General features: G+C 66.1%; 16 protein-coding genes and 1 pseudogene. 11 read left to right on the forward strand and 6 right to left on the reverse strand.

Annotation, left to right across the window (positions count from 1 at the left end):
• Window positions 1-101: 101 nt before the first annotated feature.
• From GA0061099_RS26360 to GA0061099_RS26375, 4 genes are read right to left on the reverse strand one after another with little or no spacing between them, the layout of a single operon-like run.
• Window positions 102-2,165 (reverse strand): membrane protein, encoded by a 2,064-nt coding sequence (locus GA0061099_RS26360; RefSeq protein WP_036024821.1) that lies wholly within the window; start codon window positions 2,163-2,165, stop codon window positions 102-104.
• A gap of 7 nt (window positions 2,166-2,172) precedes the next feature.
• A complete protein-coding gene (locus GA0061099_RS26365) occupies window positions 2,173-4,983 on the reverse strand; it encodes a DUF4159 domain-containing protein (protein WP_036024822.1) in 2,811 nt (936 codons plus the stop codon).
• Complete coding sequence (locus tag GA0061099_RS26370) at window positions 4,980-5,924, reverse strand: DUF58 domain-containing protein (RefSeq protein ID WP_036024824.1); 945 nt, start codon at window positions 5,922-5,924, stop codon at window positions 4,980-4,982. Before GA0061099_RS26370 ends, GA0061099_RS26365 begins: the two co-directional genes overlap by 4 nt.
• The gene (locus GA0061099_RS26375; protein ID WP_025038173.1) at window positions 5,924-6,922 is read right to left on the reverse strand and encodes an AAA family ATPase; all 999 of its coding nucleotides are present in this window, start codon (window positions 6,920-6,922) and stop codon (window positions 5,924-5,926) included. Before GA0061099_RS26375 ends, GA0061099_RS26370 begins: the two co-directional genes overlap by 1 nt.
• A gap of 268 nt (window positions 6,923-7,190) precedes the next feature.
• Between GA0061099_RS26375 and GA0061099_RS26380 the strand changes: the two genes are divergently transcribed.
• The 7 genes and pseudogenes from GA0061099_RS26380 (at window position 7,191) to GA0061099_RS26405 (ending at window position 11,762) form a co-directional block, all read left to right on the forward strand.
• Window positions 7,191-7,802 carry a DUF1285 domain-containing protein gene (locus GA0061099_RS26380; RefSeq protein WP_036024825.1) on the forward strand — a complete coding sequence of 204 codons (612 nt, stop codon included), beginning with the start codon at window positions 7,191-7,193 and terminating at the stop codon, window positions 7,800-7,802.
• Between the two features lie 2 nt (window positions 7,803-7,804).
• Entirely contained in the window at window positions 7,805-8,476 is a 672-nt protein-coding gene (locus tag GA0061099_RS26385) for a CoA pyrophosphatase (protein ID WP_036024826.1), read from the forward strand.
• Entirely contained in the window at window positions 8,473-8,736 is a 264-nt protein-coding gene (locus tag GA0061099_RS26390) for a DUF6111 family protein (RefSeq protein ID WP_036013774.1), read from the forward strand. The genes GA0061099_RS26385 and GA0061099_RS26390 overlap by 4 nt, the downstream gene beginning before the upstream one ends.
• A 10-nt stretch (window positions 8,737-8,746) precedes the next feature.
• Window positions 8,747-10,003 (forward strand): CCA tRNA nucleotidyltransferase, encoded by a 1,257-nt coding sequence (locus GA0061099_RS26395; protein WP_036024827.1) that lies wholly within the window; start codon window positions 8,747-8,749, stop codon window positions 10,001-10,003.
• An 89-nt stretch (window positions 10,004-10,092) separates the two neighbouring features.
• Window positions 10,093-10,188: pseudogene (locus tag GA0061099_RS42995) on the forward strand (sulfite exporter TauE/SafE family protein); the annotation flags it as partial.
• Between the two features lie 211 nt (window positions 10,189-10,399).
• The gene (locus tag GA0061099_RS26400) at window positions 10,400-11,245 is read left to right on the forward strand and encodes an outer membrane protein (RefSeq protein ID WP_074448124.1); all 846 of its coding nucleotides are present in this window, start codon (window positions 10,400-10,402) and stop codon (window positions 11,243-11,245) included.
• A 163-nt stretch (window positions 11,246-11,408) separates the two neighbouring features.
• Window positions 11,409-11,762 (forward strand): cupin domain-containing protein, encoded by a 354-nt coding sequence (locus GA0061099_RS26405; protein WP_036024830.1) that lies wholly within the window; start codon window positions 11,409-11,411, stop codon window positions 11,760-11,762.
• A 64-nt stretch (window positions 11,763-11,826) separates the two neighbouring features.
• Here GA0061099_RS26405 and GA0061099_RS26410 read toward each other — a convergent pair whose 3' ends face one another.
• Together GA0061099_RS26410 and GA0061099_RS26415 are read right to left on the reverse strand one after the other, a co-directional pair.
• A complete protein-coding gene (locus GA0061099_RS26410; RefSeq protein ID WP_036024831.1) occupies window positions 11,827-12,030 on the reverse strand; it encodes a DUF2158 domain-containing protein in 204 nt (67 codons plus the stop codon).
• A gap of 102 nt (window positions 12,031-12,132) precedes the next feature.
• A complete protein-coding gene (locus tag GA0061099_RS26415; RefSeq protein ID WP_141697675.1) occupies window positions 12,133-13,182 on the reverse strand; it encodes a hypothetical protein in 1,050 nt (349 codons plus the stop codon).
• Between the two features lie 259 nt (window positions 13,183-13,441).
• Here GA0061099_RS26415 and GA0061099_RS26420 point away from each other — a divergent pair, with 259 nt between their 5' ends.
• The 4 genes from GA0061099_RS26420 (at window position 13,442) to GA0061099_RS26435 (ending at window position 19,105) form a co-directional block, all read left to right on the forward strand.
• Window positions 13,442-13,825: a hypothetical protein gene (locus GA0061099_RS26420; RefSeq protein WP_036006232.1), complete on the forward strand. Its 384-nt coding sequence runs from the start codon at window positions 13,442-13,444 to the stop codon at window positions 13,823-13,825.
• 327 nt (window positions 13,826-14,152) lie between these two features.
• On the forward strand, window positions 14,153-15,577 hold the full coding sequence (locus GA0061099_RS26425; RefSeq protein WP_244620993.1) for an efflux RND transporter periplasmic adaptor subunit: 1,425 nt from the start codon (window positions 14,153-14,155) through the stop codon (window positions 15,575-15,577).
• A 6-nt stretch (window positions 15,578-15,583) separates the two neighbouring features.
• Window positions 15,584-18,703 (forward strand): efflux RND transporter permease subunit, encoded by a 3,120-nt coding sequence (locus GA0061099_RS26430; protein ID WP_074448125.1) that lies wholly within the window; start codon window positions 15,584-15,586, stop codon window positions 18,701-18,703.
• Between the two features lie 30 nt (window positions 18,704-18,733).
• Window positions 18,734-19,105 carry a hypothetical protein gene (locus tag GA0061099_RS26435; protein WP_036024835.1) on the forward strand — a complete coding sequence of 124 codons (372 nt, stop codon included), beginning with the start codon at window positions 18,734-18,736 and terminating at the stop codon, window positions 19,103-19,105.
• Window positions 19,106-19,148: the final 43 nt, after the last annotated feature.

A 19,148-nucleotide genomic window follows, 5' to 3' on the forward strand; every position in this document is an offset into this window, starting at 1 on the left:
CCGCGATGTTATAGTATAACATCGCCTGATCAGTTCACCGATGTCAACGGCAGGCCGGTTGGGCGCGCACTCGCCGCCCAGCCGATGTGTCGTTCAGGCAACTACCGCCCCTCGCGCACCCAGGTCGCCGCGAATGCGCCGAGCAGCAGCAGCAGGCCGATCAGGCCGGAGAAGATCGGCAGCACGCCGACGCCCTTGACCACGCTGGCATCGCGCATCCGCACACCCATCCACCCGTCGCCGTGGAACATGCCGACCGAGCGCACCGGCAGGATGCGCGGCAGCTCGACGCTCGAGCCAGAGGCCACGCGCACGGCATCGCCGCCCGTCGCCTGTGTCAGCGGCTTCAACGTATCGACCGTCGAGGTGACTTCCGAAAATTCCTTCGGATTGGTCGGGCCGACATTGATCAACGCCTTCAGCGTGCCGTCGGTGGCCTGCCACAGGCCGAGTTCGCTCGCCGGCAGGCTGGCGCGCCACTCGCCGGGATCGCCGGCGCTCAGCGTCAGATCCTGCGACACGCCCGACGGCGAGGTCACGCTGACGGGCTGGACGCTGTCCGCCATGGTCTGACGCACCACGACGAGGTCCTTGCCCTGGACCTGGAGGCGCAGCGCCTCCTCGTCGAGATCAGGCTGCTTCATCAGCCAGTGCGACATCCGCCTGAGCAGGTCGAGATGCGGACCGCCGCCCTCATAGCCGCGCGCCCACAGCCAGATGTGGTCGGACAGCAGAAGCGCGACGCGGCCCTCGCCGAAGCGCGACAGGAACAGCAGCGGCTTGCCGTCGACGCCGGTCATCACGGGCGGGTTGACCGCATTGCGGGTATCGACGGTGCGGAAGAACCGGCTCCAGCGCGGCGGCTCGCTGGCGGAGCCTTCCAGCCCGCGCGTGACGGGATGGCGTTTGCCGAGGTCCGACAGATGCGCATAGAACGGCTTCTCGGTGACGCCGACCGGTTCGGCCGGCAGCACCGAATCGAGCGGCGTGCGCCAGATGCTGCTGTTAGAGGCATAGTCGGGGCCGGCCGAGACCAGCACGGCGCCGCCTGCACGCACGTAACGCGCCATGTTCTCGAAATAGGGGATCGGCAGCACGCCCTGGCGGGCATAGCGGTCGAAGATGATCAACTGGAATTCGTTGATCTTCTGCTGGAACAGCTCGCGGGTCGGAAACGCGATCAGCGACAATTCGTTGATCGGCGTGCCGTCCTGCTTCTCCGGCGGGCGCAGAATGGTGAAATGCACGAGGTCGACGCTGGCGTCGGACTTGAGCAGGTTGCGCCAGGTGCGCTCGCCCGAATGCGGCTCGCCCGAGACCAGCAGCACGCGCAGCTTGTCGCGCACGCCGTCGATGGCGACGACGGCGCGATTGTTCACCGGCGTCAATTCGCGTTCGAGCGGCGAGGCCTCGATCTCGACGATGTTCGGCCCGGCATGCTTGATGTCGACGTCGACGCTCGCGGCCTGGCCGCTGGAGAGCGTGCGCTCGTTGATGACCTCGCCGTCGCGGCGGACCGTGACCCTGGCGCGCTCGCCGGAGACACCCTGGTCGTCGAGGCGATAGGAGATGGTCTGGCTCTGCCCGACGATCCCGAAGCGCGGCGCGGCGGTGATCGCGATGCGGCGGTCGCGCTCGTCCTTCTGGCCCGTGACCAGCGCGTGCACCGGCGCCTGGAAGCCGAGCGCGGCGGCGTTCGCGGGAATGTCGTGGACGCGGCCGTCGGTGATCAGGAACGCGCCGGCGACGCGGTCGACCGGGACGTCCGCCAAGGCCGAGGCCAGCGCGCCGAACAGCTTGGTGCCGTCGGTCTCGCCGTCGGCCTGTCCGGCCTCGACGACGCGGACCTCGAGGCCCTTGATCTTCTTCAGGCTGTCGACCAGCGCCTCCTGCGCTTGCGCAGCTTCGCGATTGCGGTTGCCGAAGTTCTGGCTCGGGCTCTTGTCGACGACAACAGCGGCGACCGAGGTGAGGGGATCGCGGTCCTCGCGGGTGAAGGAGGGATTGGAAAGCGCCAGCAGGAACAGCGCCAGCGCGGCCACCCGCACCGCGGCGCCGCGCGCGCGCGCCAGCAGCAGCACGAGCGCGACAATGACGATCGCGGCGAGCGCGAGCCACAGCACGATGGTAGGAACAAGCGGTGTGAACGCGATGCCGTAGTTCATGTCGATCCTATTGCCCCAGCCGTTCGATCAGCGCCGGAGCGTGGACCTGGTCGGCCTTGTAGTTGCCGGTCAGCGTGTACATCACGATGTTGGCGCCGGCGCGGTAGGCGAATTCGCGCTGGCGGGGGTCGCCGCCGGCCACCGGCAGCATGGCCTGTCCGTCGGGCCGCACCGCCCAGGCGCCGGCCAGGTCGTTCGAGGTGATGATGATCGGCGAGACGCCGTCGCCGCCGCGCGCCGGCCGCTGCGCACTCTCATCGTCGTCTTCGCGCGGCAAGGTCTCGACCCAGGTCTGGCCGGCGGTGAAGCGGCCGGGGAAGTCGCGCAGCAGATAAAAGGTCTTGGTCAGCACGTGCTCGCGCGGCACGGGCTCGAGCTCGGGCACGTCGAGCGAGGACAGGATCTCGCGCAGCGTCTGCATCGCCGGCGTCTGCGCCGCGCCGTTGGCGCCGGGCGGCGCCTCGATCGCGTCGCGGGTGTCGAACAGCACGGTGCCGCCCTGCTTCATGTAGACGTCGATCTTGTTGATGGCGTCCTGCGGCGGCTTCGGCGCGCCCGGCACGATCGGCCAGTAGATCAGCGGGAAGAACGCGAGCTCGTCGCGCGCGGGATCGACGCCGACGGGATCACCGGCCTCGAGCGCCGTGCGTTGGGCCAGGAACAGCGTCAGCCCGTTCATTCCCGCCTTGACGATGGAATCGACGTCCGCATTGCCCGTGACGACATAGGCGAGGCGGGTCTGCGACACCGACTTCATCGCGAACTCGTCCGTGACGCCGTCGGCGCGCGACGGCGCCGGCGAGAGCGCCGCGAATCCCGCGAGCAGGGCGAGCACGATCATCGCGGGCGCGGCGCGGCGGCGCAGCAGCGCGGCAATGCCGCCGCCGAGCACCGCGATGATGATGGCGTCGATCAGGAACAGCGCGAGCGCCGTCGACAGCAGCCAGCCGCGCAAATCGCGCGGCTCGGCATTGGTGTAGGTGGCGTGCCGGGCACGCAGGCTCGCGGTGTTCAGGGCGGCGATGCGGTCGGCGCTGGCAAGCGTGTTCACGGCGAGCGGTCCTTCTGCCGGACCGTAGAAGCCGGGCGGATGATCTGATGTGGCGCGGTCGCGATAATCGGCAGGAAGCGGCTTGGCCGTCGCGGGCGGCGGACCGAACGCGCCAAATCCGTCGAGGATGTGCAGCGGCGCCACGGTCTCAGCGGTCGCTTCGCCGGCAACGCCAGCGCCTGGCTTCGCGGTGTAGCCGGACATGTCGACCACCCGCCGCAGCATTTCGACGAAGGTGCCCGACATCGGTAAGTCAGACCAGCGCATGTCGGCGCTGACGTGGAACAGGCTGACGAGGCCCTTGCCGCGATGTTCGCCGGTGACGAGTGGCGTGCCGTCTTCCAGCGAGGCCCAGCTCTTGGTGGCGAGCACGGCGTCGGGCTCGGCCAGCACCTGGCGGCTCACGGTGACGTCCTTGGGGACCGCGACGCCGGCGAACGGGCCGTCGACGGCGAAGGAGGCGAGACGCTGCGGCTTCTCCCAGGTCAGGCTGCCGCCGAGCGTGCGGCCGCCCTTGCGCAGCTTGACCGGCACGAGGTCGTCCTCCGCCTGTGCCAGCCGGGGCCCAGCGAACCGCACCAGCACGCCGCCCTGGTCGACCCAGGCATTGAGGCGTTCCCGCAGCTCGGGCGCGATGGTGCCGACATCGGCGAGGATGATCATCGGCAGCTTCTGGTCCAGAAACTGCGTGATGCCCTGCTGCGGCGAGCCCTTGTCGGCGAGCCGGACGTCGGCGAACGGCGCCAGCGCGCGGGTGAGATAGAAGGTCGGCGCCAGCAGTGGCTGCGCGGTCTCGCTGGTCGCGCCCGAGATGATGCCGATGGCGCGGCGGCGCCAGCGCTTGTCGAGCAGCTGCACCGCGCCGGCCGAGCGCTCGCCGGAGATTTCCAGCCGCGTGATGTCGTTGCGCAGCTCGACCGGCAGGTCGAACGCCGCCTCGGTTTCCTTGTCCTGCGGGCCGAACGAATAGCGCGCTTCGCCGATCGGCGACGCCTTCTGGTCCAGCGCGCGTACCGTGCCGACCGCAATCCCGCCGTCGGTGCGCAGCACCTTCACCGTCATCTTCGCTGCGGCATTCTCGGCGGCGACCAGGGCCAACGGCGAGGAGGTGCCGCCTTGGAACACGGTCAGGCTGCGATCGCCGATGGTCTTGCCGAGGCCGGCCACGAAGTCCTCGCCGCGGCCGGTGTCGACGCCGTCCGAGAGCCAGGCGATCTCGCAGTCGCCGGTGACCTTGAGGAAACGGTCGACCGCGGCCAGCGTCTCGACGCGATCGATCGAATAGGGCTTTGGCGCCAGCTGCCGCAGCGCGACGCGCGCCGCACCCGCCGGCATCAGGGTGATGTCGCGGTTCGGCTCGGACAGCGGCACCAGCGCGATGCCGCGGCCGTCATTGTCGGCATTGGCGATAAGCTCGTCGGCGGTCGTGATCCTGACGTCCCAGTGCGATGCGGCGCTCCAGCCGTCGTCGAACATGATCATCAGCGGCGCCTTGCTGCCGGAGATGCCCGTTTGCGGATTCCAGATCGGGCCGGCGGCGGCGAAGATCACCAGCGCGGCGGCGAGCAGGCGAAGCGCGGTCAGCCACCACGGCGTCCGTGAGGGCGTCTCTTCGCGCGGCGTGATGTCGAACAACAGCCGCGTCGGCGGAAACTCGATGCGGCGCGGCCGCGGCGGCATCACGCGCAGGAGCCACCACAGCACGGGCAGGCTGACGAGGCCGATCAGGAGCAGCGGTTGCGTGAAGGCGAGCGGCAATCCCATCATGCGGCGGGCCCCGCCTTGATCGTCGTGGTGCGTGCGCCGGACTTGCTCACCTGCATGCCGGCATGCAGGAACAGCAAGAGTTCGGCGGCGGAGCGGTCGGTCGCGTGCGTCGTGAACAGCCAGTCGAGCTTGTTGGTCTCGGCGCGGATCTGGTCGCGGTGCAGCGCAAGCCGCGCGGTGTAATCCTGCGCCCAGCTCTCGGCGCGGCCGGCGGTGATCACGCCAAAACCTTCGGGCTCGACGAACTCGACGCGGCCGGAATAGGGGAACGATTCCTCGGCGGGATCGACCACCTGCACCATCGTGCCGTGCGCGCCGGAGCTGGACAGCCCGGCGAGCGTCGTCCTGATCTCGGCGATCGGCGACCAGAAATCCGACAGCACGATGATCTCGGCCAGCGCGGCCGGAACGAAGGATGGCGGCAGGCTCAGTCGGTCTGCATCGTCATGCAGCATCGCCTGCGCCATCCTGTCGATGACGCTGCGGCTTGCGGTCGGCGCCATCAGCCCGGGAATGCCGACGCGCTCGCCGCCGGCGACAAGCAGCTCGGCCAGTGCGAAGGCGACGATCAGTGTCCGCTCGAGCTTGGACACGCGCGCGGTCTTCGAGGCGAACGCCATCGAGGGCGAGCGGTCCGGCCAGATCCAGACCGTGTGCGAGGCTTCCCATTCCAGCTCGCGCACGTACAGATGGTCGTCGCGCGCCGAGCGGCGCCAGTCGACGTTCTGCGACGGTTCGCCCGAGACGAAGCGGCGGTACTGCCAGAAGTTTTCGCCCGAGCCGGCGCGGCGCCGTCCATGCAGGCCGTGGATGACGTTGGCGGCGATGCGGCGGGCCTCGAGCACCAAGCGCGGCAACGAAGCGGCGAGCGTGCGGCTTTCGCCATCTGCACGTCGGATCGCCAATATCTCCTTCGCTGCCCGCCCGTTCTCCGCTGCCATCAACCGATCCGTGTCTTCAATTGCCGGATCACGTCCGGAATCGTGCGGCCTTCGGCGCGCGCCTGGAACGTCAACGCCATGCGGTGCTTCAGCACGGGCTCGGCAAGGTCGAGCACGTCGTCGATCGAGGGTGCGAGGCGGCCGTCGATCAGCGCACGCGCGCGCACCGCCAGCATCAGGGATTGGCTGGCGCGCGGGCCGGGGCCCCAGGCAATGAACTTGCCGGCTTCGCCGGCGTCCGGACCCGGGCGGGCCGAGCGCACCAGCGAGAGAATCGCCTCCACCACGGAATCGCCGACCGGCAGGCGCCGGATCAGGCGCTGCGCGGTGATCAGCGCATCCGGCGTCATCGCGCCCTTGGCCAGAGTCTCCTCCGCGCCCGTGGTCTCGAACAGGATGCGGCGCTCGGCATCGCGGTCGGGATAGTCGACGTCGATCTCCATCAGGAAGCGGTCGAGCTGGGCTTCGGGCAGCGGATAGGTGCCTTCCTGCTCCAGCGGGTTCTGCGTCGCGAGCACGTGGAACGGTTTCGGCAGATCGTGACGCGCGCCGGCGACGGTGATGTGCTGCTCCTGCATCGCTTGCAACAACGCCGATTGCGTGCGCGGGCTGGCGCGGTTGATCTCGTCGGCCATCAGGAGCTGCGCGAACACGGGACCGGCAATGAAGCGGAAGGCGCGCCTTCCCGCGGTGCTCTCGTCCAGCACTTCGGCGCCGAGAATGTCGGAAGGCATCAAATCGGGCGTGAACTGGATGCGCTTGGCGTCGAGACCGAGCGTGACGCCGAGCGTCTCGACCAGCTTGGTCTTGGCAAGGCCCGGCACGCCGATCAGGAGCGCATGGCCGCCGGAGAGGATGGTGACCAGCGTGTTCTCGATCACGCGATCCTGGCCGAAGATGACCGAGGCGATCGCGTCCTTGGCCGCGCGAACCTGGCTCGACACCTGCTCGGCCGAACGGACGATCCCGTCCTCGAGTTTCTCGACACTCTCCGCCATTCGCTTGCTCCTTCAGCCTGTGCAACGCGGCTTGCTTGCATCGTCAGCCTGTCACGTCAGGTCATCACGCCAGATCATGGGCCCCATGCTAGACTTGCAGGAAGGCCATGTATTCGTTGAATTAACCTATCCCCACCTTATCGGCTTCGGGGTATGTACGGCATCACGAAGTGGCGACCTCCACACCGGGCTATTCCGGATGGAACCGCGCACCTAAGTACAACGTAGACCTGCACCAATCGTGCCAATCACAAAGTCAGGGCAAACCATGGCGAACCAAGGGCAGAGCGCCGATCGGGGTCTCGAGGGACTGACTGCCGCCGCCAAAAGCGCTGCCGATGCCGAAGGCGCCAAGAAGGGCCTGCCTCCGGTGCATCTGTGGAATCCGCCGTTTTGCGGCGATCTCGACATCCGAATCGCCTCCGATGGTACTTGGTTCTACATGGGGACGCCAATCGGGCGTCCCGCCCTGGTGCGGCTGTTTTCGACCATTCTCAAGCGCGAGGGCGACAAGCATTTCCTGGTCACGCCGGTGGAGAAGGTCGGTATCCGCGTCGACGATGCGCCGTTCATGGCGGTCGAGATGCAGAAGGACGGCGAGGGCAGCCATCGCGTGCTGCACTTCCGCACCAACGTCGACGACTGGGTCACCTGCGACGCGGCGCACCGGCTGCGCTTCGAGCAGGCGGAGGATGGCGGGCTGACGCCCTATCTGCACGTCCGCGCGGACCTCTGGGCCAAGGTGACGCGCGCGCTCTATTACGATCTGGTTGACATGGGCGAGGAGCGGATGGTCGATGGCCAGCCGATGTTCGGTGTCGAGTCGGCCGGCGAGTTCTTCGCCATGGCCGATGCGGAGCAGGTGAGGGCGGCGCTTTGAATTTGAACAACCCTATCCTGACGAACGAGCCGGTCGCGCTTGGCGCTGCGGATTTCTTCGCCCGCTCCAAGGCGAGGCTCGGCTTCGACGTGCCGCCCGGCCTCTATGATCCCAACATCATCCCCGCCTCGGGCGATCCCGGCACCGACAAGATGCTCGAGATCATCGCGCGCGAGCAGCCGGTGCGCCCGGCAGCGGTCCTGATCGCGGTGGTCGACCATCCCGAGCCCACCATCCTGCTGACGCAGCGCTCGGCGCATCTCAACGACCATGCCGGCCAGATCGCCTTTCCCGGCGGCAAGATCGACGCGATCGATGCCTCGCCGCTCGATGCGGCGCTGCGCGAGGCCGAGGAGGAGGTCGGGCTGGCACGCGACTTCGTCGAGCCGCTCGGCTATCTCGATCTCTACGGCACCGCCTTCGGCTTCCGCATCCTGCCGACGGTGGCGAAGGTCAGGCCCGGCTTTTCGCTCAGCATCAACCATTCCGAGGTTGATGATGCGTTCGAGGTGCCGCTATCCTTCCTGATGAATCCGGTGAACCATCAGGTGCACAGCAAGGAATTCCGCGGCACGCCGCGATCCTATTACGCGATGCCATTCGCGGAACGCTACATCTGGGGGGCGACGGCGGGCATGCTGCGTGTGCTGTATGAGCGGATCTATTCGTCATGATCCGGACGGTTCTGACCGAGATCGGAATCTTCCTCATCCCCTTTGCCGTCTATGCGCTGTTCCTGGCGGCGACGCGGTCGGGTGTGTTCGCACGCTCCTCATGGCCGGTCGCGATCGTCGCGCGTCTTGCGCTGGTGGCGATCGTGCTGGTCATCGCCGGCCTCATCGGCTTGGCGGAGTTCTCCGGCGCGCCGCCGGATTCGACCTACGTCCCCGCCCATATCGAGGACGGCAAGCTCGTGCCGGGCACGGAAAAGTAGGGGCGGGTCCATGAGCGCGGAGCCTTTACTCGCCGATGCGCCCTGGCTGACCGCAGGCGGCACCGCGCGCGTCCTGGCGCTGCTCGGCACCGATGGCGAGGAGGCGCGGGTGGTCGGCGGTGCCGTGCGCAACGCGCTGCTCGGCCTTGCGCCGGGTGACATCGACATCGCGACCACGGCGCTGCCCGACGAGGTGATACGGCGGGCCAAGGCTGCCGGCATCAAGAGCGTGCCGACCGGCATCGACCACGGCACGGTCACGCTGGTGATCGATGCCCACCCCTATGAAGTCACGACGCTGCGCGAGGACACCGAGACCTTCGGCCGCAAGGCCAAGGTCGCGTTCGGCCGCGACTGGGTGAAGGATGCCGAGCGGCGCGACTTCACCATGAACGGCCTGTCGGTCGATGCGCGCGGCGTGGTTTACGATTATGTCGGCGGCATCAACGACGCCAAGGCGCGGCGCGTGCGCTTCATCGGCGATCCCGACCAGCGCATCGCCGAGGATTACTTACGCATCCTGCGCTTCTTCCGCATCCACGCCGCCTTCGGCGCCGGCGAGCCCGACCGCGACGGCTATCTCGCCTGCATCCGCGGACGCGCGGGCCTGGCCAGCCTGTCGGCCGAGCGGGTGCGCATGGAGATGCTCAAGCTGCTGGTCGCCGGTGGTGCGGCTGCGGCCGTGCGAGCCATGGCCGAGGGCGGATTGCTGCAGGCGTTGACTGGCGGCGTCGTCTATACGGGTCCCCTGGACACGATGATCGCGATCGAGCGCGAGCTCGGCCTCAGCCCCAGCAGCACGCGGCGCCTGGCCGCGCTCTCGGTCGCCGTCACCGAAGACGCCAAGCGCCTCGCCGTGCGCCTGCGGCTCTCCAATGCCGAGGCCAAGGCGCTGGATTCGATGGGGCACCGCTGGTGGCGCCTCGCCACCAAGGACGAAGCCAATGCACGGCGCTTGCTGTACCGGCTCGGGCCCGAGAGCTATCACGATCGCGTATTGCTTGGCTGGGCACGCAACGGCGGCGACGTCACCTCGATACGCTGGCGCGCGCTTGCCGAGCTGCCGCAGCGCTGGACCGCGCCGAAATTTCCGCTGAAGGCCGCCGATTTCATCGCCCGCGGTCTCGCCGAAGGACCTGCGCTCGGCCATGTGTTGGCGCTCGCTGAAGACGCTTGGCTCGCAGCGGATTTCCCGCTGGAAGAAGCCGCGCTCGCTACGCTCGCCGATCAAGCCGTGGCCCGCATCAGAGGCGACCAGAAAGATTGACCATCGTCTCGGGCTTCGCCGATATCTCGCTTCTGCAGCTTCTGCTTCGGTATGGCCGTGCCCGGCGTTCTTCGCCAAGGCCTTCGTCGATGCCGGTGCACATCCGCACCGCGATCCTCGATGCCGCCGTGATCACCGGCGGGCTGGTGATGATCTCGGCAGCCGCGAGGCAGCTCGTGGTCTAACGACGCCGGCTGAAATGGCGTTCTTGGCGTCTGAGGAGCATCTGATGTCGCGAAAATCTGGCGGCGTCGCGTCAGGCGAACTTCGCGCGCACAAACCGTGTTCCGCAGTTCCACGCTGTGTCGCCGACGCTACAGCAATATTGCGAGACCACCTCTATACCTTGGCTTAAGCGGTGCCGCCTTGTCACGCGCACAGCGTTCGAGGGAAGTCATGAAATCCATTGTCTCCAAATCCATCGTCTCTGCTGCCCTTCTGGCCTCGGCTGTGTGTCTCTCCCACGCCGCCTCCGCGGCCGATCTTGCCAGGGCCTACACCAAGGCGCCGCCCGCGCCGGTCGCATTCAGCTGGACCGGTTTTTACGCCGGCGTGCATGGCGGTTATGGCTGGAGCGATCCGACGGCGACCTTCGATCCCGGCGCGCTCGCAACCGGGACGGTGCCCGGCTATGTCGTCACGGGTGGCACTGGGCCGTTCACCCTGGATGTGAGCCCCAAGGGCGGATTCGGCGGCGGCCAAATCGGCTATAACTGGCAGTCCGGCACGTTCGTGTATGGTCTGGAAGCGGATGTCAGCGGCGCTGCCATCAGGGAAACGGCGAGCCGCCCCTTCAGCGTCACCGGAACGATCGGCGGCGACAATGGCGCCTTCACCGGCGTGTTCAATCTCAAGCAGGAAATCGATGTCTTCGGCACGATCCGCGGACGCATCGGATACGCCGCGAACAACCTGCTGATCTACGGTACCGGTGGCTTCGCCTGGGGCCACGTCAAGAACAGCATCTTCACCTCCAATCTCGCCACGCCGAATATCGCCAATTTCAACGGCTTCTTCCCGGCCCTGACGCGAAGCGCGTCATCGTCCGACGTCCAGGTCGGCTTCTCCGCGGGTGGCGGCATTGAATGGGCTTTCGACCCGCGCTGGACGTTCAAGGCCGAGTACATCTACATCAATCTCGGAAAGTCGAACGGCAATGCTCTTGCATTCCCCGGAGCGTCCTTCACGGACACCGAGGTTCAGCTTCATACAGCCAAGGGCGGCATCAACTATCGGTTCTGATCCGATCGGCATCAGCTCGTAGGGATGGGTTTCGCCGTTGCGAAACCCATCCTTGTGCCACTCCCGGCGTCGCAGCAGTCTCGTATTGTGATTCAGCTCGTGCTAACCGGCGCAGCTCGTCTTGCAAACGCGGACCAGACTGCTGCTTGTCCAGGGAGACGCCATGAAAGCACCCGCAAATCTCGCCGAGAAGCTCGCAACGTTCACCGATCGCTTCTCCCCGCGCACGGTGGCGACCTATAACGACAACGACATCATGGTGGCCAAGCTCGAGGGGCCATTTCATTGGCACAAGCACGAGGACACGGACGACTTCTTTCTCGTGCTCAGCGGGACGCTGGACATCGAGCTGCGGGACCGCACGGTCACCCTCAACCCCGGCGAGGTTTTTGTCGTGCCGAAGGGCGTCGAACACCGGCCGGTGGCGCGTGGGGAAGTGCACATCCTCTTGATCGAACCGACGGGGACGCCGAATTCCGGAGACAAGGCCACGGCGGCGCCTCGTATCCTCGTCTGATCAACCCCGCGCCCGTCATCAAGGGAAGCGCTCGGCTCGCACGAGAATGCAGTCCGAGAAGTGCCTACTCCTCGTCATCATCTTCGTCTTCGTCGTCCTCGTCGTCTTCTTCCACCTGGACGAGCACGGCGAGCGGCAGCGTCTCGCGGAACAGGTCGCCTTCCATGCCCATCCACAGGCACAGCGCCTCGTTCTCCTTCACCTCCGCGACGGTCAGCGGCTGACCGCCGGATTTCAGCATCACGACATCGCCGGCCTTCAGATCCATGGATTGTCCTTTCGGTTGATCGACACGGCCGACGCTAACAGGCCGTCATGACAGGCCGATCACGCCGGCTACCGGTGCCGGAAGGTGTCTCCGCGGTACGGCTCAGCTGCGCTCGCTCGTGACCGGCTGGTTCGGCAGGCACTGGTTGCTGAAATAGCCGATGGCATCGCGCGCGAGCGGAACATGGCAGAAGAAGCCGGTGGGGCGGTATCGCACCCTGATGCGATCCAGCTGCGCCATGGTCAGCGTCATGAACGCGTCCAGCCGGCGGGCCTGAAGCTGTAGCCTGTGCTCATTGCTGTCGCGTGGTTTGTCGAGCTTGCGATCGTTCGGCACGTCGTTGCCGGAGGCCGGAGCTTGCAACGCATTCGGTCCGCCGCGGAGCACCTCGAAGCAATGGTGCATCACCAGGACGTGGTGCTTGGCGCTCCACCAGTTGATGGTCACGACCTTCTGCAACGCATCGATCTCGCCGTCCGCCCGCCTGGCACAGAGGTTGACGTAGGATTTGAGCCCATTGGCCGTCGGGTCGTTGCACAATTCGTCGCTGGGGCGTCCGGGGTCGGCGCCATTGAAGATCGCACCCTTGAACTGCGGAAGGTTGGCGTCGGAATCGCAATCGAAATTGTACTTGGTGAGCAGCGTTGCCGTCAGGGGATCCTGGTCGAGCGTGTGCTCTGCGGCCGGATCGCGCCCGAGGTCGCTGGGCCAGTCGATGTAGATCTCCGCCTTGCGCGCAAAGATGGCGCCGTTCCGCCGCAGCGACGTGCGCGCCTTCCAATAGTCCGAGAACGAGCCGAATGTCTTGGAGTCCACCGGAATGAAAGCGGGGCTTGCCTGCGCCTTCAGCGAGCCGAACTGCTCGCGCAGCATGGTCTCCTGCTGGATCTGCACGTCGGCGAAGGCGTCCGAGATCTCGAGGAAGGTGTCGGTCGCCTTCTGCATGTCCGCCTTGGCCTGCTCGCCGACCTTCTGTTCATAGGAATTCAGGTACTGGAAATATCCGCCCAGGAAGCCGGTCAGCAGGGTCACGGCCGTCAGTCCCTTGGTGACCGAGAGGCGGCTGTCCCAGGATTGAATTCTCTGCCAGATGCCCGCCGCCTTCACCGGGGATCGCGTGCGCGCTGTCTGCTTCGGAAGGTCCTGCTCCATTGTCGCCTCCAACTCACCACGCCCCATGGCACGAGGCTACCGCAATCCCGGATTGCGGCTTGTGAAGCATTTCACTTCAAGTAAGGCAGGCGGGCTGCCGGATGTCGGACGGCGGCAGCTCCTCGATCGAACGGGGAGGGTGTCTGGACCACCTCCCACGCGATGCGAACGTCGCCTTGAATTCGCGGTCGGCATCGCCTAGTTTTTCGGCGTGCCGCACGGTGTCCGCCACCATCTTCGTCAACTCGCCAGAACGGCCATGTTCGTGGCGATTTTTGCGTTTGTGCTTCAGGCGGCCCTGATTTCGGTCTCGCAGGTGAAGGCGGCTGTTGGCGCCATGCCGATGCCGTCCGTCACGCTCAGCGGTTCCCTGCATTTCCACGATCAGTTGGCCGGCCACGTGCATTCCCACGCCGGCGACGACGCGGAAGGCCACGTCCATGACGGGCCGGATCACGACGAGGACGGCGCTTCCGGCGTGGCCTGGGACATGTTTGGCACCTCGATCGCTTCAGCGCAGGTCGGTCAACTGCTCAGCGTCTTCGACGTGCTCGGCGCCATGGACCTGCCGCTCGCGCGGGCCATTGTCGGGGTGCGCCCCGACGGACTCGTCCGGCCACCAAGTACCTTCAGCATCGCGTAGTCCCGGCGGCGCTTCGGCCGCCGCCTTTTCGCATGTCTGAAGGATCTTTCGATGTTGATGAATCAGCGCTGCCCGAAAGGGCGGCTCGCAGCTCGTGGGCTGGCCGGCGCTTTTTGGTTGGCGAGCCTGGTCTTTGGCTTGTCGGGCGCCTTTGGCCATGAGGGGCACGATCACGGCGACGCCGAGAAGACGGCGGTCGTGTCCTCAGCCTATCCGAGGATTGCCGCGCGCTCCGAGCTCTACGAAGTCGTCGGCATCCTGAAAGAGGGCAGGCTGTCCGTCTTCATCGATGATGTCGCGACGAACGAGCCGGTCTCGGACGCCGCCTTGCAGGTCACGATCGGCGATTCTGCCCCGATCGAGGCATCGAGCCAGGAGGACGGCGTCTACACCGCCCCGATTCCGAACGGCACGCCGTCCGGATCGGTCGAGGTGATCTTCTCGATCAGCGCTAGCAGGGGAAATGATCTGCTGGTCGACTCGTTCGTACCGCGTGCAGAGGCCCGGCCCGCGGAGCACAAGCACGAGCCCGGCTGGCTTCTATCGAACCGAGCCGCCATCGCCGCGTCCGCGCTCGCCGCCTTGGGCTTCGGCGGTCTCTTCGCCTATTGGAGGCGTCGTGGCCGCTTCATGGCGGCCTCGACGTCCGCCGTGATGGCGGGGGCTTTGGTCATTCTCGCCGCCATCATGTTCGGCGAGGGCCGGACTAATGCAACGCAACCAAGTCCGCCGGATGTTCCCGCGCTGAGCGATGCCCCGCGCCGTCTGCAAGACGGCACCGTCTTCGCGGCCAAGCCGACGCAGCGTCTGCTCGAGGTACGCACCGCTGCAGCCGAGCCGCAGACGATTCATCCCGCCGTCACCCTGATCGGCCGTGTCATGGCCGACCCCAACCGCAGCAGCATCGTGCAGAGCATCTACGGCGGCCGCGTGGTTCCCGGCGATGACGGCATCCCCCGCATCGGGCAAACCGTCCGCAAGGGCGATCTGCTCATCCGGATCGAGCCGCATCTGCCAATCGCCGACCGCACGACAATCCTCGAGAAGGTCGGCGAGATCGAACAGCTGATGGCGATCACGGACAACAAGCTGCGGCGTCTCCGGCCGCTGGCCGAACGCGGCGCGGTGCCGCAAGGGCAGGTCAACGACCTCGAAAGCGAATTGGAGGGTCTGCGGGCGCGCCGCGAGACCGTTCGCAATTCCCGCACCGGCTTCGAGGAACTGCGGGCATCGACCGATGGCATCATCACCTCAGCCAAGGTCGCGCCGGGCCAGGTCATACAGCCCCAAGACGTCCTGTTTCAGATCGCGGACCCAAGCAGTCTTTGGGTCGAGGCGCTCGCCTATGACGAAATCGGCTTGAAGCAGCCTGAAGCCGCAACGGCAATGGCTCCGAACGGGCAGCAGATTGCGCTGAGCTTCGTCGGGACGAGCCGGGCGCTGCGCCAGCATGCGTCCGTGGTTCAGTTCGCCATTCCGGAGCCACCAGCAGGTCTCAACATCGGTCAGCCGTTGAATGTGATGGTCCAGGCCGGAGCGCCCGTGTCTGGCCTGGTCGTGCCGCGCAATGCCGTCGTTCGAAGCGGCAACGGTGAGAATATCGTTTGGCTGCACACAGAGCCCGAGCGCTTCGAGCCGAGGCCGGTTCGCGTGGTGCAGGTAGACGCAGCCCGCGTGATTGTGGCCGCCGGTGTCAACGAAGGCGAACATATCGTCGTGCGCGGCACCGACCTCATCAACCAGATCCGGTAGCCGACCATGTTCAAGCTCATCGTCCAGACAAGCTTGCGCAATCGCCTATTCGTGCTGGCGGTCGCCGCCGTCCTGGTCGGCTACGGCCTGTTCGTGCTGCCGAGCGTTTCGGTCGACGTCCTGCCTGACATCAACCGCCCGACCGTCAACATCCTGACCGAGGCAGAGGGACTGGCGCCCCAGGAGGTCGAACAGCTGGTGACGTTCCCGATCGAGACGTCGATGAACGGCATGCCCGGCGTCATTCGCGTGCGCTCGGTCTCGGGCGTTGGTCTGTCGGTCGTCTATGTCGAGTTCGACTGGGGCGTCGAAATCTACCGCGCCCGGCAATTCGTCTCCGAGCGGCTGGCGCTGATCCGCGAGCAATTGCCGTCCGCGGTCAATCCCCAGATGGGCCCGGTGACCTCGATCATGGGCGAGATCATGCTGATCGCGCTGACGAGCGATGGCACGGCTTCACCCATGGACGTGCGCGAGATCGCCGACTTCGTCGTCCGACCGCAACTCCTCGCCATTCCCGGCGTCGCCCAGGTGATACCCATCGGCGGCGAGGTCCGCCAATATCGCGTGACGCCGAACGTCGCCACCATGCAGGCACTCGGCGTCACCCACGATCAGATCGAGCAGGCGGTCGCAAGGTTCGGCACCAACAGCGGCGGCGGCTTCGTCGACCAGCATGGCCGCGAATATCTGATCCGCAATGTCGGTCTCACCAGGCGTATCGAGGACCTCCGCAACACCGTCGTCGTCAACCGCGGAGAGCAGCCGATCCTGCTGAAGCAGATTGCCTCTGTGGATTTTGCCGCGCGGACCAAGCGCGGTGACGCAGGATATAACGGCAAGCCCGCTGTCATCGTCAGCGTCATGAAGCAACCGGCTGCGGATACTGTAGCACTGACGCGCAATGTCGAATCAACGCTGCGGGAGCTGCAACGCACCATGCGCGGGGGCATCAGCGTCACCAACGTGCAGTTCCGGCAGGCGACCTTCATCGAGACCTCGATCGGCAATGTCGAGCGCGTCCTGATCGAGGCCGCGATCGTCGTCGCAATAGTCCTGTTCGTCTTCCTGATGAACGGTCGCGCCGCGTTCGTCTCGCTGACGGCCATTCCAATATCGATCCTGGTGACGGTCCTGGTGTTTCGCGCCTTCGGCCTCACGATCAACACCATGACGCTGGGCGGCCTCGCCATCGCGATCGGCGAGCTGGTCGACGATGCCGTCGTGGACGTCGAAAACATCCTGCGGCGCCTGCGGGAGAACGCCGCGTCGAGCACGCCGCGCCCTGTTCTCGACGTGATCTCCGGCGCGAGCCAGGAGGTTCGTTCCAGCATCGTCTATGCAACGATGATCATCGTCCTCGTCTTTGTGCCGCTGTTCGCCCTTCCGGGAATCGAAGGGCGGCTGTTCACGCCGCTTGGCGTGGCCTATGTGGTCTCAATCCTGGCTTCGCTGCTGACCTCGATCACGGTGACGCCGGTGCTGTCCTATTATCTGCTTTCGGGACGAGCTCATTCAGGTGACCGCGAGAGCTTTGTCGTCACGAAGCTGAAGCAGGCCAATCGGCGGGTGCTCGGCTGGGCCTTCCAGCGGCAGGGTTTGGTGCTGGTCTTCGTCGCCGCTGCGGTCGCGGTGGCAGGCTATGCCGCGAGCCAGATGCCCCGCAGCTTTCTTCCTCCTTTCAACGAGGGGACGCTGGTCCTGTCGCTGCAGTACAATCCAGGCATTTCGCTCGCGGAATCCAACCGTCTTGGCCTATTGGCGGAGCAGTTGCTCGCAAAGGTGCCCGAGGTGAAATCGGTCGGACGGCGCACCGGCCGCGCCGAACTGGATGAACACGCCGAAGGCGTGCACTACAGCGAGGTCGATGTCGATCTCACACCGTCCAAGCGCCAGAAGGCGGACATCTATGCGAGCATCCGGGAAGCCCTGTCCGCGCTGCCGGCGTCGGTGGCCATCGGACAGCCGATCAGCCACCGCCTCGATCATCTCCAGTCCGGTATTCGTGCCCAGATCGTGCTCAAGATCTTCGGCCAGGACATCGAGATGTTGCGGCGGCTGTCCGAAACGGTGCGCCAGCGTCTATCGACGATCCCGGGTCTGGTCGATCTCCAGGTCGAGAAGCAGGTGCTGATTCCGCAAGTGCGGGTTCAAATCGACCATGCTCGCGCCGCGCTTCACGGCCTGACGCCGGCTGCGGTCACCCAGGCACTCGACGCGCTGTCCAATGGCCGGAAGGTCTCCCAGATCGTCGACGGCAATCGCCGTTTCGACGTCGTGATGCGCCTGTCGGAGCAAGACCGTTCGACGACGGGACTGCACAATTTGCTCATCCCGACCGGCTCGGAGTTCGTCCCGCTGAGCGCTTTGGCCGACATCGTCGAGACAGACGGGCCGAACCAGATTCAGCGGGAGGGGACCCAGCGCAGGATCGTCGTGTACGGCAACGGGGACGGACGCCGCGACATCGCCGATATCGCGGCCGACATTCAGAGGTCGGTTCGCGAGCTCGATTTCCCGCAAGGCTACACGACCAGCCTCGAAGGCGCGTTCCAGGCCCAGCAGGAGGCGATCTGGCGCATCGGCATTCTGTCGCTGGCCTCGATGGCGATGATCTTCGTGGTCCTCTACAGCCGCTACCGGTCGATCGCACTGGCGCTGATCATCATGGGAGGTATTCCGCTCGCCCTGATCGGCAGCGTCGCCGCGCTGAAGATCTCCGGGCAGCCCTTGTCGGTGGCATCGATGATCGGCTTCATCACGCTGGCCGGCATCTCGGCGCGCAACGGGATCTTGAAGATCTCGCACTACATCAATCTCGCCATCCACGAAGGCGAGCGTTTCGGGGCCGGGCTGGTCATTCGCGGCAGCATGGAGCGCCTCAGTCCGGTGCTGATGACGGCGCTTTGCGCAGGATTAGCGCTCACGCCGCTCTTGATCGGCGCGGACGAGCCGGGCCGGGAAATCCTGCACCCGGTGGCCGTGACGATCTTCGGCGGCCTGCTCAGCGCCACGGTGCTCGACACAATCGTGACCCCGATTCTGTTTCTGATGTTCGGCCAGCAGCCGCTGCAGCGGCTGGTGGCCGGACACGCCGCAACGTTCACCCCCGCGGAAGCCTATTGATGCGCGCGGACAACCACCGAGGAGCCTGCAATGAGAACTTATATCGGCCTCGCCGTGACGGCTGTGATGATCGCGACGCTGGATGTTGCCGCGGCGCAGACGAAGGGCAGCAACGGCGGTCCCGTCGTCAAGTCGCAGGGGCATCCGATCGAATTCGTCAGCAAGGGGACCGACATCGTCTTTTACGTTGGCGACGACGATGGATCGCCGCTGTCGACGAAGGATATGCGGGGACGCGCAACGGTTCAGGATGGCGGCAAGACGGTCACCGTTCCGCTTGCGCCGGCCAATCCCAACATGATGACGGGAAAGCTGCAGGCCGAGCTGTCGCCAAAGGCGATCGTGGTCTTCTCCGGTAGCTTGCACGGTCATTCGTTGACCGCGAGATACGCTGCGCAATGATTGGGGCGTGAAAGACCGCGTTTGCGCCCGCAACGCGGCGGAG

Origin of the sequence: Bradyrhizobium yuanmingense (assembly GCF_900094575.1) — a bacterium.
Lineage (GTDB): Bacteria > Pseudomonadota > Alphaproteobacteria > Rhizobiales > Xanthobacteraceae > Bradyrhizobium > Bradyrhizobium yuanmingense.